The organism is Neochlamydia sp. AcF65, from assembly GCF_018342435.1.
Classification (GTDB): domain Bacteria; phylum Chlamydiota; class Chlamydiia; order Chlamydiales; family Parachlamydiaceae; genus Neochlamydia.
This window is the reverse complement of record NZ_JAEMUE010000026.1, coordinates 1-12,610: the sequence shown is the minus strand read 5'-3', so window position 1 is coordinate 12,610 and position 12,610 is coordinate 1. Positions and strand designations below refer to the sequence as shown.

Here is a 12,610-nt window from a genome sequence, read left to right as displayed (position 1 = left end):
CACCAGCAGTAAGCCAAGCGGCGCTAAAATCTATGAAAGCAACCATTAGGCAATGGAATATAAGAAATAGAACAGATTTAGAACTTGGAGATATAGCCAGAATGTATAATCCAGTTATCAGAGGATGGCTGGCATACTATGGGAAATATTCTCCATCAGCTCTATACCAATTCTGCAGACATTTTAATAAGACACTAGTGGCTTGGGGTATGCGTAAATACAAGGAACTTGCAGGTCATAAAACAAGAACGACTATCTTTATAGGAAAGATAGTAAAGAAAACCCCAGAGTTATTTGTACACTGGGATAAAGGAATGATAGGAGCGTTTGCTTAATTGGGAGCGGTATGAATTGAGAGGTTCCTGTACCGTTCTACGAGAGGCTTGTGGGGAAGTTCCACAGGTCGACTCACCAAAAAAAATATTTTACTTTAGCTAACTACTTCTCTTATCTGCTGAATATTAATCGCCTTTTAGTTTGGAAAAAACTTCCTGGTGGGGAAGAATACTTGAGCCGAGAAGAAATTAAGCACTTGCCTCTAGAGAAAAAAGGAGAGCTACTTAGAGATTGGATTGAAGAAAATTGGAAAGACTCAACTGTGCTAGGTTTATCTAAAGCGGGCTTGACTTATTTACCCCCAGAAATATGCCAGTTATCTAAGCTGCAAGAGCTTGACTTGAGAGAAAACCAGCTCACCCGTCTTCCTGCAGAAATCGGGCAGCTGTCTGAGCTGCAATGGCTTTACTTAAATCAAAACCAGCTCACCGCTCTGCCTGCAGAAATCGAGCAGCTGTCTGAGCTGCAAGAGCTTGACTTAAGAGAAAACCAGCTCACCCGTCTTCCTGCAGAAATCGGGCAGCTGTCTGAGCTGCAATGGCTTTACTTAAATCAAAACCACCTCACCGCTCTGCCTGTAGAAATCGGGCAACTGCCTAAGCTACAAGAGCTTGACTTGAGAGAAAACCAGCTCACCAGCCTGCCTGCAGAAATAGGGCAGCTGCCTGAGCTGCAATGGCTTTACTTAAATCAAAATCAGCTCACCGCTCTGCCTGTAGAAATCGGGCAATTGTTTCAGCTGGAATGGCTTGATTTAAGCCAAAACCAGCTCACCAGACTTCCTGTAGAGATCGGGCAATTGTCTCAGCTTCTCATACTTGAATTAGCGGAAAATCCTTTGAAAGATATTGCAGAAAAAATAAGGCAGCGTTTTCAATTGTAGAACGGCCATAAGTACTTTTTAAATTGGGATGAGCCAAAATGAGATAAAAACTTTTAGCGGAAGTTCTATTTTTTGATAAGGTTGAAGTGAGTAATTGGTTTATTATACGCTTTCGAGCAACTCTTTATGTAATCATATACTTAGTAAAAAGCTTGTTTTTACGGGTAGAGTCAGCCTGTACAAGGTTAATTTCTTTTTTGGTTATACAGACGTAGTTTCTTTAAAAGGTACTACTAGGAAAAAACGCCGACAACAAACATAAGTTGTTAGAAATCAAAACCTTGTTTCCTTCTGATTATTTCTAAAAAATGAAACTTCCGCTTAAAGAAAAATTAAGTCAATCTCTCCTTAACTCTTTCAAAAGATGGATGCTATTAAAAAGGTTATAAAAGTTAACTTTAGCTTTTTTCCTTCATCTTTTTCAATTTCTCTTTAAATTGTCCTATCCCTATCCTATAAATATTTGAATAAGAGCCGAATAGAGTATCAGTCTAAGCTTTTATTAAAAAATATAATTTACAATTTTTTTAGATTAGTTATATTACAAAATAACGCCTCTTTTATCCCTAGATGGGCGCTGTTGCTTAAGTTTATTCGATTCACATTCGTAGGTGCATTTTACCCACCACCTTGCTTTAAAATAAGGACGAATTAAAGGGTGAACTAGCAGCCTAAATAGCTAGGCAAAGCAAGAAAAAAAGAGATTTTTAACATAGGCGCCTTTCTGCCTCATTTTTTAATGCCCGGCTTCGCAGCTCTCTCACTACATTGGCTAGAGGGATCAGCAAAAACAATAATTTATCTATTTTTAAGGAGATGCTATGAAGATTTCTCTCTCTATTTTTTCTCATACATGTGCTGTGGTCATCCTTGCAGGAATGAGCTCGGTTTACGGGCAATGCAGAGGGGAATATTGCCCTGTTCCTAATTCTTATTTTGAGGATCCTGCTTCTGCTCCATCGGGTTACCCTCTTCAAACTTCGCCGGGGAGCCAAGATTTTAGTTTGCAAAATAGCTCAAGGAGAGAGAATAAAAAGAAGAATGGTTGGGAAAGCAGTGTACAGCAGGGCTTTATTCGAGAGGGAAATCCTAGCCAAAGAGAGATAAACAGCAAGCAGATCAATAGCTATCAAAATAAGGCCTCTAATAGCGTCATCTACTACAAGATTGAAGAAACATTAAAAAATAATCGTTTAAAGAAAAATTACCCTTTGGTGAATATACGTTTTTATAAAGGTATTGCCACTCTGTCGGGTACGGTAGAAACAGAAGATGATAGACAACAGGTCGAGAGGAGAGTACGTGCGATCCAAGGGGTTACTGATATTAATGATCAGCTGCAAGTCGAATCTTCTACTCCATAAAATCAAGGCAGCAAGCTTACTAGCTAGCAAGCTTTGACAAAATTTACCCTCGCCTAAAGACATGAATTTTTTCATTAAAAAAAAGAAGGGAATTAGGAAGGATAGACGTAAAACAAAATGAGGATTAAATTAAAATTATCCTATCCATAGGGATAATCACTTTTACAAGCTCGGTAGAAAGCGATAAAGAGCTGTTTGGCATGGGTGATAGAATGCAAAATATACACATAGATAGCCAGTCTCAAGAGGAAGCTTTGCCAATCAACATTTTAAGGTACTGAATAAAATTTTAATCGTGCCCCCTCACTCCAATGAAGGGGGGCTCATTAAAATTGATGCAAACAATCTAAAAAGGGGTAAAAACACCTTAAAAATAAGTTAAAAGAAAAAGAGCTCACATTCTACAGAAAAATTGTTGCACACCCTTTTCTAAGCGATCACCTTAGATATCTTTTAAGGAGCGCAGTAGCTTCTTTGGCTGGGCTCCTCCCTCTAGGAAGAAGTAATTTTATGAGTAAAATGAAAAATTTAGTTTTGTGTGCTGAGAAGAATTTCTAACCCCATTTCTTCTGGAATATACTTGTGTTGAAGGTAAACTCGGCGTAAGCATCCCTGCTCATCAAATTGTAAAATAAACTCCATCCAGCCTTCATTAAAGTAATAGGAAAATAAGCTTTTTTGAGAGAAACGATCGACACGAAGAGCGGATTTGAATGCCTCCTCAGCTTGTTGGCGGGGCATATATTTTTTTAAGCGAGTGGATCTTAACTGAGGGCATTGCAGTTGAGTCACAAACTCCTCGAAAGTCAAGCCATACGAAAACTCTACCCCTAAAGCATGGGCAATATCTTCTGGTAAGGAGACGGGATAACGAAATCGTCGTATAATACGAGAGATAAAGTTAAACATTTTCATCTTGTCTAGAAAATAAGAAAGTTTTTTTAACCCTGGAAAGTGTTGCTATATATTTGCCTACTTTCCGCTCATTCTGAATGACTGACCTCTTATTTAACCAGGCGGAGAAAAAATTCGCAATATAAAATTTTAGGCTATTTACAAAGTAAGATGCAGATAGGAATACTTTTTCTTGTTGAAATAAGAGCCTAGGCATAACTTTTCCTTGAGGGTTTAAAGTATGCTTTAAGCTATCTTAATGGTTTTTTTCTATTATTCGCCGTTTGCCTATTAGCCTTAACGCCTTTCTTCTTGTTCTTGGCCCAGCTGACCATTTCCTACCTAAAAAATCTTAAAATCCCAGGAAAAGCTTTTTTATCAGATAGATGGCTCATGGCGTCTAGGTTAATAGCTGTTTTAAAAGTAAGCAGGTTTTGGCTTATCGATGTTTTAAGTTAAAGGAGAAGCTATATAGCTAGACGCTTTTGGATAAAGAGTAAATGGGGGCTTTTTTTATGTCGATTGATCCATTGATGATGACTGCAGCTCCACTCTAAGGGGCTTAGTTTTTCCACGAGAGATAGCACACTCTGCTCCTCACATTGCCCTTCAGGATGGCCTGGATAAAGGGTAATGCTTATAGCTCCACCCGGTTGAAGCAACAGCATAGCATTTTTTATACTTTCTATAGTAGTTTTTGCGGTAGTGGTTAGCGTTTTATCACCACCTCCTGGTAAATATCCTAGATTATAAGTAATCAATTTAACACTTTCAGAGAGAATCTCCTCAGGAAAGGTAGAATGACATCCTAAAATAAAGCGCACTTGTTGGAAATGAATGGAGGATAATTTTTCATGCAAATACTTCCTAGTAAGCTCTATTGCTCTTGGCAAAATGTCTAAGGCATAGATTAATCCTCCTTTAGGGTCCGCGCACAATTGTGCCAATATTAACGTATCTTGGCCATTCCCGCATGTAGCATCAATAACAAGGTCGCCTTTTTGAACTAATTTTTCCCAATAGAGGTGGGCAAGTTCTAGATGGGAATTAAAAAGAGGAAATTGAGCTCGCATAGATTTTTAAGAGGTATTAGAAAGATTACTAGGGGATCTCTTTTTGAAAGCTTAAAGAAAGGACATATTCCTGCTGATAGCCCAGCAAACGAACTAACATCTCTTTCACGTCATCATTTATGCGTGCCATCAATGCTTTTTGTTTAGCAGAAGGAATATAAGGAAGATCGGCAGTGATGACTACTTTATTTTTTTTAATAAGAATGGAGCTCGGAACCTCTTCTTTAGGAAAGAGCTGTTTCCAATAATCATGCATATATTCTTGGAAGATGTTCTCGTCTAAAAAATAAGCATGATTATCCTTGGAATTAATTTTTAAATAACTTTTTTTTAAATTAGTCCGTAAGTAAAAAATGATAGCAACTCCGATCGCCAAACATCCTATCCCAAATAGTGAAAGAAAAAGCTGATCTCTCTCAATAAAGGCTACAAATTCTGAACGAACATGTCGGGAGGCTTGCACCAAAATACTTAGTAAGCCAAGCACTATAAAAAATAGAGAGATAGCAAAGGTAAGCAAGGGATAAAAAAATTGGTTCATAATTTAGAACTCATCGCTATAGTCTTCTTGGGTGCTAACCAAGTTTACAGGGGTTGTGACGGGAGAAAGAGATTTCTTAGAATCGGCAGTTACCACATTTTTAAAGACCACGTGGATATAGGAGACGTGTAAACCGGTAAGATGGGTAATTTCCTCAGAAACAAGCGTTTGTATTTCTTCCGCTTTTTCAGGGATAGAAATTCCGTAAAAAACGTTCACCTCAATTTTTATACCTACCGAGTGATTCTTGTTATCTTGCTCTGCTATGATTCCACGCGCTCCTTCGGTAGTATTACGTCCAAAGATACTGTCGATGAAAGTGCTCTCTACCAAAGTGACGCCTTCAATGCGATTCAGGCATTCAAGGACAATTCCTTGAAAGACTTTGTTGTCAACGTCACGAATAAACAGCGTTTCAGGTAGCTCAAATTCTTTGGTATCAACTTTTTTCACATCAATAGGCATTTTCTTTTCCCCCATGCTAGATTCTCCCTATAATAGTTGACAGCATCATAAATAAGAATATAATAAAATGCTAACTGAAATAGTTAATGCTGCCCTATTAAATCGAAATTTATACTTAAAAGATAGCGGGGTGTGAAGAGAATCGTATGATGGTTAGTTTTTTTTTACTTTTTTTTCTGGCTGCCTTTTCTGCTTATGTGGCTAAACAAAGGGGACGGGATCCATTAATATGGTTCATGCTAGGTATACTTTTAGGAATTTTCTCTCTTATTTTACTTTTTGTTTTAAAACCTTTTGAAAATGATCAAACAGGGCCAAAAAATAAAATAGAAGAGAATGCGATTCCTAAATATGAAACTTTAGCGGAAGATAGAGGGGAAGTTTCGGAGGAGAATAAAGAATGGTTTTATCTGGACCAGGCACACCGCCAACAAGGTCCTATTTATTTTAGAGAGTTATACACACTGTGGCTAGATAACAAAATAACCTCCTTAACTTATGTATGGTCAGAAGGGATGGCTGATTGGCAGCGTATCAATGAGCTTCCTAAAATTTATAAAAGGATTAGGAGCTAAAGGATTACGCACTTTAAAGATTGGCTAACGATTGAGGTCAAACTAAAAAGAAAAATAGTAAGCTTAAGGCTTTGTAGAACCATGCGTGTTGTTCTTTCAACCCTAAACTTACCTCTTATAATTTTTTGCTCTTACCAGCTAGACTTAGTAACGCCAGGAATTAATCCATGCAAAGCCATTTCTCTAAAGGTAAGGCGGGAGAGTTTAAACTGTCTAATAAATCCTCTTGCACGTCCTGTTAAAAGGCAGCGATTACGTAGACGAGTAGGGGATGAGTCACGTGGCATTTTGTTAAGCGCTACACGAGCTTCATGACGTTCTTCTTCTGAAATATTGATGTCAGCGGCTGTTTTTTTAAGAGCTTGTCTTTTTTCCCATTTCAGCTTAACAACTTTTTCACGACGTTTTGCTTTTTCTATTGAGGACCTTTTTGCCATATGATTATAATCTTCCTATTTTTTACGAGCAGGGCCTTTTTGCCGCTGTTTACGATTCGGGTCTTTCTTGTTAATCACATAAAGACGTCCTTGGCGACGTACGAGGATATCACCCTTCGATGGATCGGCTTTAACGGATGCTTTTACTTTCATATCTGTTCCTGCGTGTTACAATAATTTGTAAGTTAAGCGATTCTTATATCCTAAACCTTAATTTCCTTTCAATCCTTTTCTTGTAAAGGTAAAGAGAAGAGCTCTCAAGAGGCTTTGAGCGCTAAGGGGCTTATGGCTAGGACCTCTTTATAGACAGTAGATAAGGAAGCTTTAAATTAAAAATATAGTTGTTTTTCTCTTCCATTTTTTAGTTGCTTTATCATCAGTTTTCTCTACTTCTTTTCTTGCATTTATTTTACCTGTTTTGTATCCTGCTGTTCATGTTTATTTAATTGTCGAAAATTTTAATCAAGGAAGTTAATGTGAAGCGCACATACCAACCTAGTAAACGTCGTCGTAAATCTGAGCATGGCTTTCGGAAGAGAATGAAAACTGCGGATGGACGTAAAATCATCAATTCCCGCCGTCGCCGAGGTCGTAAGGCTTTAACAAGGGCGTGAAATACAGCTTTTCCAAGCTTTTTAGATTACGCAAGCGCTATCAATTTCAGAAGTTTACTCACAGCAGTAAACGTTTAATCGGGCGATGGGTTATCGTAGAAATCGTACCTAATCCTCTACAAATGACCCGATTAGGGATTACAGTCACCAAACGCTATGGTAAAGCTCATGATCGTAATCGGTTTAAAAGGATTACGCGTGAGGCTTTCCGCTATTGCCAGTCAAGTCTTCCATTAGGGCAAGACCTTAATGTAAAGCCGCGCGTTAATGCTAAACAGGCCACGTCTCTAGACATTTATACCGATTTAATGAAGCTCTTAAGTACCAATCATCATGAGCGAGGGACTTAATACTCAGCAGAAGCAAGCTGTGGATACCATTGCAGGCCGTGTCTTAATCTTGGCTGGAGCTGGTACGGGCAAAACGCGCGTTCTTACAATGCGTATGTGCCATCTAATCAATAACCTAGACGTTCATCCTCGCCATATTCTTGGCCTCACTTTTACCAACAAAGCTGCGTCCGAGATGTATCATCGAATGGCCGCACTCGTCCCCCATAGGATAGCCAAGCTAGTTACCTTATGTACATTTCATAGTTTTTGCATCCAGATACTAAGAGAAGAGATCGTACGTTTGGGTTATACCAAAGAGTTCACTATTTATCGTGAGAGTGATGTTCAGCGTCTCATTTCCACTATTGCACGTGATCTGCTAGAAAGAGAAAAAGATCTACCTTCATTAGCCGCTACGTTAGCAGTGATCACGCAGGCTAAAAATAAAGGGCTTTGCGCAGAGCAGATTCAAAATACAGGCTCTGCCTGGCATGATCAATTTTCAAGCACTCTTTATCGTCGCTTGCAAGAAAGTATGCGTGCCTATAATGCTGTGGATTTTGATGATTTATTGGTGCTTACGGTGCAGCTTTTAGAAAAGTATCCCGACGTTCTTAATCGCTATCAAGAACAGTATCGTTATATTATGATCGATGAGTATCAAGATACCAACCCTATTCAGTATCGCTTAGCAAAATTGCTTTCCGCAAAGTATAATAATTTGTGTGTAGTAGGTGATGATGATCAGTCTATTTACGGCTGGCGAGGAGCGGAAGTACGCAACATTTTAGATTTTGAGCAAGCAGTGGTGATTAAGCTAGAGCAAAATTATCGCTCGACCAATACAATTCTTAAAGCCGCTAATGCGGTGATCAGCAAAAATCAGTCTCGTTATCCTAAAGCTTTATGGAGCACCAAGGGAGAGGGTGAGCCCATTGAGATTTTTTATGCGCCTCAAGAGAGTGATGAGGCTGAAGCTGTGGTGTATAGAATGGTAAAAATGAGGGAAAAAAAAGGCTTACGTTGGAATGATTTTGCCATTTTATACCGTTCCAATGCTCTTTCTCGTGCTTTTGAAACGGCTTTATTAAAATATACGTGGACAGAGAATGGGCAATGGATGAAGGGGATACCTTATCAAATTTACGGGGGCATAGAATTTTATGAAAGGCGTGAAGTCAAAGATTTATGCGCTTATTTACGTGTAATAGTCAATCATAGAGATCAGGAAGCTTTACTACGTATTATTAATCAACCACGACGGGGGATAGGTGGAATTTCTTTAGATGCTCTTACGGCCTATAATCGCCAGCAGAATATTTCTCTTTGGGAAGTTTTAAAAATGGTAGGTGATGACCAGCTTAAAGAGGAAGAGATTAAGAGTTCCTTACCTGCAAAAACTTTGAAAGCTATCCGAGAGTTTGTAGCTCTTATTGAAGAAGCTCAAGAGCGCTTTGAAAAAATGCCTTTAGCAGAAACTCTTCAATGGCTAATTGAAAAAATTGATTACCGTAAAGCTATTGAGGAAGAGGTTAAAAGTTCGCAGATGCGGGAATTTAAGTGGGAAAATTGCCTGGAGTTTGTGGAGACGTTAAGAGATTATGCATGTAAGGTAAAAGAAAAACTTCATAAGCAACCACGGCTATATGATTTTTTAAGCACAGTTTGCTTAGAAAATGATTGGGAACGTATGGCTCGTCAGCAGCAAACAGGAGAAGATAAAGTCAATTTAATGACTTTCCATAGTGCTAAAGGATTGGAATTTCCTGTATGTTTCTTAGTAGGAATAGAGGATCATATTATTCCTCATGAGAAAAGCTTAAAAGAAACAGGAGTAGAGGAAGAGCGGCGTTTAATGTATGTAGCGATGACACGTGCGATGCAAAATTTAGTGATTAGCATGGCTTGCTCTCGCCATAAAATGGGCAAAAAAGTCTCTTGTAAGCCTTCGCGTTTTCTTTATGAGATTCCCAAAGAGCTCTTAAGAGTCACGGAGTGGGGTGGGTAAAATAGCAAGTCCTTAGGTTTATCCTGTCCGGGGTGTAAACAAATATTCTTAAAAAAAGGCTGCAGATAACTGACTAGCCTACAATTTTACTGGGAGATGAGTGTCAATAAGTTTTAAAAAACTAAGTCCCTCTAATCCATTGTTTAAAAGTTACCTCTTTATTTAAAGAGCTGGTTTATTAGAGGGTAGGGATATAAAAAATGATTTAAAGATATTTAATATTCTAAATCGCTTCTTCGATTTTAACTTAATCTAAACTTTTATTGCTCATTAATGCTTAACTATTGCCGTTTCAGTAGCCATTTGAGATTTAATATTCTTAATAGCAGTTGAGATCTCGATTTTCGCCGTAGGAGGGGCAGACGTAAAAGAACTTTCAGCAAAATTTAGGGCCTCTGTAAGATTATTTCTATCAAAATAAATTTGCGAAATAATCATCTGAAGACGCCAAAGATGTTCTTTATCCTTAGGGCCAAACTTCTGGATATAATTGACAAGAGAAGCTACGGCTAGATCAGCTGAGCGCTTATCACCCGCCTCGGTATAGCCTTCAAAATCAATAAGTGCTAGATGATAATGAGTCATCTTCTCATTGTTAGGATCCATTAACTGTAGCTCTTTCTTTAATGCCTTAGCTTCAGCGAGCCCAGACAGGCCCTCTTGAGTCATTTTGCGATAGCGTTCAATCATGAAAAAATGGCTATCTTCCGAATTAACCCCTACTTTAATAATTTGGTTAATATCGCTCTCATATCCAAAATTTTGGGCTACTTCATAAAGTTTTTTAAGTTCAGCGCTAGAATACTTGTGTTTGTTTATAGCCTCTACCTTTTTTTGATAGTCAGAATAGTCCGCGACAATTTTTGAAAGGTGGGCGGCATACATCTTTCCGCCTCCTGCGCGATAGCCAGTGATGCCGATCTGCTTTTGTTGCTGGCCATCTAAAATGATTAAAGTAGGAAAACTACGTATATTATATTTTTTTTGGAGTTGTTTGTTTTGGACAGCTAAGGGAGTGGGAAGGGTAGAATTTACTGGAAAATCTAGTCTCATAAAAATAAATTTATCACCTACAGCTTGCGCAAATTCGGGCGTATCTAAGCTTTCTTGCTCAAGCTTGGAACACCAAGTACACCAGTCTGAGCCAGTAAAAAATAAAATAATGGGCTTAAATGTTGCTCGGGAAAGGTTTTCTGCTTCCTCATAATTGGTCATCCACTGGAGGGAATCAGTGGAGATACCTTGAGCAGGAGTAATAAAAAAGGTAACTCCCACCATCATACTGCACATATAGGTTAACACTGGCCTCATATATATTTTTCCCTCTTGAAAATGAATTTAAACTCATGTTACTATACTTTTTTTTAATGCATATTAACTAATTAATTTATATCATGCAATCCTTTCCTCCTACCGTAATTTTACGGCATCATAAAGAAAACCTTAAGAAATGCAGCTTAAGGGGCCTAGAAGGGGTTGAAGATTTCCATTTTTATACCTATCCTAAAAGCATTTTACCTTCCCTTGTAGGGTATACCATGTTGACGTTGGAGGCACCGGTTTTATCTTTAGAAGATGCAGGGCAGGGCCTATTTATTTTAGATAGCACCTGGCGCTATGCAGAAAAAATGCTAAAATTTGTAGAAAAGCATGCCGATCTACCAAAAAGGAGCCTGCCTCCTCATTTTCGCACCGCCTATCCTCGGCGTCAAGAAGATTGCGTAGATCCAGCACGTGGATTAGCTTCTATAGAGGCTATTTATGTTGCTTATACGCTTCTAGGGCGTGATACTACTCAAGTGTTAAGCCACTATCATTGGAAGGAAGATTTTTTAAAAATCAATCAATTGGAAAAGAAAAGTTGAAGCTCTACCATGAGTATGGTTTAAGTGAAAAAGCTGGAGCTCACAAGCAAGTAACTTTTGCTGGCAGTTAGCTGTCTAATCGTTTAAATTCAAAAAAGACTTTTTCCGTGTAAGTGTTAAGGCTACTTTCTTGCTTTTTACAAGAGAAAGCACAAAAACCCATTAGAGAATTTTTTGATTCAAGTTGTGGATACATTAAATAAAGCTAACAATTCTAAAGTTTTCTTAAGGGATTTTATTTGAAGGCTTTCCTTTCAAGGTTATCATCTACATGATACCATTTCGAACCAGTCGCGCTGCAACCAATTGGGACAAACTCTTAGGTTCAATTCAGTCTGCTTCTTAAGCTTGTTCTATTGGGTATTATCTTAACTCATCGTACGCAGATATAAAGTTTCTTTATAAAGTTTGCATTTCTTGATAAGAATCTGGTTGGCTTTAAGGATTAATTTGTATATTGGAGCAACGTAAATTGAGAGGGGGTTGGATTTTTAGAAATTCAGATTTGCAATTAGCGAAAAAAGAGTTTAAGATAGAGCTTCTTTGGGAGTAAAAAATTTTAAGGGAAGACTTTTTAAGGTTAGTATTTTGCTTTATCAATTCGGAATCCACTTCTATCTTGCATCGTTTGTAATAGATTTCATAGATTCGGTCAGCTTCATGATTTTAAGTCAGTAGTCCGCGCAATACGGAGAATTCCTATAGACTCGTCCTTGTTTTTGAAGGTCTGCGTTTTCACCTCGCAAAAGTGTATAATTTTTTAATCACTTTAGATCATTAGGAAAAGTATAATCTCCTTTGTTAAGAATGCTTAGAAAAAAGATTAAACTTTTTTACTAGGCCTTCCTTCAGGATGAGAAAATGCCAGCAGACGACTTTGTTTTTATGCGTATAGGGTTTTTCTTCTTTCGTATCATCAATAGTCTATATCTCCTCTGTCTTGTTATAGATAGCCCACTTGCTTTTTAGCCCATTGCTATAGTGCTTTCGATCCTCCCTAGATTGATGTTAAGAAAAGCGGTGCTTATCTAGCCATTTAAAAGATTAGATAGCCCTTTAGCTATCACTTGTTGATTTTGGCTGATAAGATAGCCAGTATAAATATCAAGAAAAACGAGTTTTATGTAAGCGGTCACGGGGGTTGCCAATAATTTTCTGATAAATAAAATAATTTCTAGAGTTTATATTTACTTAATCATATATTGAGTAGTATGCAACCCTCA

15 protein-coding genes are annotated in these 12,610 nt (G+C 38.0%); 8 read left to right on the top strand and 7 right to left on the bottom strand.

The window, feature by feature from the left end; translation table 11 throughout:
• The 3 genes from NEOC65_RS02305 to NEOC65_RS02295 form a co-directional block, all read left to right on the top strand.
• A partial coding sequence (locus tag NEOC65_RS02305; protein WP_278248300.1) for a group II intron maturase-specific domain-containing protein occupies nucleotides 1-335 on the top strand: 335 nt, incomplete at its 5' end.
• 50 nt (nucleotides 336-385) lie between these two features.
• A complete protein-coding gene (locus tag NEOC65_RS02300) occupies nucleotides 386-1,219 on the top strand; it encodes a leucine-rich repeat domain-containing protein (protein ID WP_213155587.1) in 834 nt (277 codons plus the stop codon).
• Nucleotides 1,220-2,040: 821 nt separating this feature from the next.
• Nucleotides 2,041-2,583: a BON domain-containing protein gene (locus tag NEOC65_RS02295; RefSeq protein ID WP_213155586.1), complete on the top strand. Its 543-nt coding sequence runs from the start codon at nucleotides 2,041-2,043 to the stop codon at nucleotides 2,581-2,583.
• A gap of 528 nt (nucleotides 2,584-3,111) precedes the next feature.
• On the opposite strand, the gene NEOC65_RS02290 is transcribed toward NEOC65_RS02295, so the two are convergent.
• The 4 genes from NEOC65_RS02290 to NEOC65_RS02275 form a co-directional block, all read right to left on the bottom strand.
• Complete coding sequence (locus tag NEOC65_RS02290) at nucleotides 3,112-3,492, bottom strand: hypothetical protein (protein WP_249270187.1); 381 nt, start codon at nucleotides 3,490-3,492, stop codon at nucleotides 3,112-3,114.
• A 452-nt stretch (nucleotides 3,493-3,944) separates the two neighbouring features.
• The gene (mnmM, locus tag NEOC65_RS02285) at nucleotides 3,945-4,550 is read right to left on the bottom strand and encodes a tRNA 5-(aminomethyl)-2-thiouridylate-methyltransferase MnmM (protein WP_213155585.1); all 606 of its coding nucleotides are present in this window, start codon (nucleotides 4,548-4,550) and stop codon (nucleotides 3,945-3,947) included.
• Nucleotides 4,551-4,578: 28 nt separating this feature from the next.
• A complete protein-coding gene (locus NEOC65_RS02280; protein WP_166157648.1) occupies nucleotides 4,579-5,091 on the bottom strand; it encodes a hypothetical protein in 513 nt (170 codons plus the stop codon).
• 3 nt (nucleotides 5,092-5,094) lie between these two features.
• On the bottom strand, nucleotides 5,095-5,571 hold the full coding sequence (locus NEOC65_RS02275) for an Asp23/Gls24 family envelope stress response protein (protein WP_213152131.1): 477 nt from the start codon (nucleotides 5,569-5,571) through the stop codon (nucleotides 5,095-5,097).
• A gap of 131 nt (nucleotides 5,572-5,702) precedes the next feature.
• On the opposite strand from NEOC65_RS02275, the gene NEOC65_RS02270 reads away from it, so the two are divergent.
• Entirely contained in the window at nucleotides 5,703-6,131 is a 429-nt protein-coding gene (locus tag NEOC65_RS02270; protein WP_166157655.1) for a DUF4339 domain-containing protein, read from the top strand.
• A 131-nt stretch (nucleotides 6,132-6,262) separates the two neighbouring features.
• Here the strand turns inward: NEOC65_RS02270 and rpsN are convergent, their stop codons facing one another.
• Together rpsN and rpmJ are read right to left on the bottom strand one after the other, a co-directional pair.
• Entirely contained in the window at nucleotides 6,263-6,568 is a 306-nt protein-coding gene (gene rpsN, locus NEOC65_RS02265) for a 30S ribosomal protein S14 (protein ID WP_039385795.1), read from the bottom strand.
• Nucleotides 6,569-6,583: 15 nt separating this feature from the next.
• Nucleotides 6,584-6,721 (bottom strand): 50S ribosomal protein L36, encoded by a 138-nt coding sequence (gene rpmJ / locus NEOC65_RS02260; RefSeq protein WP_039385792.1) that lies wholly within the window; start codon nucleotides 6,719-6,721, stop codon nucleotides 6,584-6,586.
• A gap of 323 nt (nucleotides 6,722-7,044) precedes the next feature.
• Here rpmJ and rpmH point away from each other — a divergent pair, with 323 nt between their 5' ends.
• The 3 genes from rpmH to NEOC65_RS02245 are packed head-to-tail and all read left to right on the top strand — an operon-like array spanning nucleotide 7,045 to nucleotide 9,522.
• The gene (rpmH, locus tag NEOC65_RS02255) at nucleotides 7,045-7,182 is read left to right on the top strand and encodes a 50S ribosomal protein L34 (protein ID WP_042242994.1); all 138 of its coding nucleotides are present in this window, start codon (nucleotides 7,045-7,047) and stop codon (nucleotides 7,180-7,182) included.
• Nucleotides 7,179-7,532 carry a ribonuclease P protein component gene (gene rnpA / locus NEOC65_RS02250; RefSeq protein ID WP_166157658.1) on the top strand — a complete coding sequence of 118 codons (354 nt, stop codon included), beginning with the start codon at nucleotides 7,179-7,181 and terminating at the stop codon, nucleotides 7,530-7,532. Before rpmH ends, rnpA begins: the two co-directional genes overlap by 4 nt.
• Complete coding sequence (locus NEOC65_RS02245; RefSeq protein ID WP_166157661.1) at nucleotides 7,516-9,522, top strand: ATP-dependent helicase; 2,007 nt, start codon at nucleotides 7,516-7,518, stop codon at nucleotides 9,520-9,522. Before rnpA ends, NEOC65_RS02245 begins: the two co-directional genes overlap by 17 nt.
• A gap of 270 nt (nucleotides 9,523-9,792) precedes the next feature.
• Here the strand turns inward: NEOC65_RS02245 and NEOC65_RS02240 are convergent, their stop codons facing one another.
• A complete protein-coding gene (locus NEOC65_RS02240; protein ID WP_213155584.1) occupies nucleotides 9,793-10,833 on the bottom strand; it encodes a thioredoxin family protein in 1,041 nt (346 codons plus the stop codon).
• A gap of 83 nt (nucleotides 10,834-10,916) precedes the next feature.
• Between NEOC65_RS02240 and NEOC65_RS02235 the strand changes: the two genes are divergently transcribed.
• Nucleotides 10,917-11,387: a DTW domain-containing protein gene (locus NEOC65_RS02235; RefSeq protein ID WP_213155583.1), complete on the top strand. Its 471-nt coding sequence runs from the start codon at nucleotides 10,917-10,919 to the stop codon at nucleotides 11,385-11,387.
• The last annotated feature ends 1,223 nt before the right edge of the window (nucleotides 11,388-12,610 follow it).

Bases quoted from the DNA above. Each gene is read 5' to 3' on its own strand.
- mnmM (WP_213155585.1), bottom strand. From the start codon at position 4,550: ATGCGAGCTCAATTTCCTCTTTTTAATTCCCATCTAGAACTTGCCCAC.
- NEOC65_RS02270 (WP_166157655.1), top strand. From the start codon at position 5,703: ATGATGGTTAGTTTTTTTTTACTTTTTTTTCTGGCTGCCTTTTCTGCT.
- NEOC65_RS02290 (WP_249270187.1), bottom strand. From the start codon at position 3,492: ATGTTTAACTTTATCTCTCGTATTATACGACGATTTCGTTATCCCGTC.
- NEOC65_RS02295 (WP_213155586.1), top strand. From the start codon at position 2,041: ATGAAGATTTCTCTCTCTATTTTTTCTCATACATGTGCTGTGGTCATC.
- NEOC65_RS02275 (WP_213152131.1), bottom strand. From the start codon at position 5,571: ATGGGGGAAAAGAAAATGCCTATTGATGTGAAAAAAGTTGATACCAAA.
- rpsN (WP_039385795.1), bottom strand. From the start codon at position 6,568: ATGGCAAAAAGGTCCTCAATAGAAAAAGCAAAACGTCGTGAAAAAGTT.
- rpmJ (WP_039385792.1), bottom strand. From the start codon at position 6,721: ATGAAAGTAAAAGCATCCGTTAAAGCCGATCCATCGAAGGGTGATATC.
- NEOC65_RS02235 (WP_213155583.1), top strand. From the start codon at position 10,917: ATGCAATCCTTTCCTCCTACCGTAATTTTACGGCATCATAAAGAAAAC.
- NEOC65_RS02240 (WP_213155584.1), bottom strand. From the start codon at position 10,833: ATGAGGCCAGTGTTAACCTATATGTGCAGTATGATGGTGGGAGTTACC.
- NEOC65_RS02280 (WP_166157648.1), bottom strand. From the start codon at position 5,091: ATGAACCAATTTTTTTATCCCTTGCTTACCTTTGCTATCTCTCTATTT.
- NEOC65_RS02245 (WP_166157661.1), top strand. From the start codon at position 7,516: ATGAGCGAGGGACTTAATACTCAGCAGAAGCAAGCTGTGGATACCATT.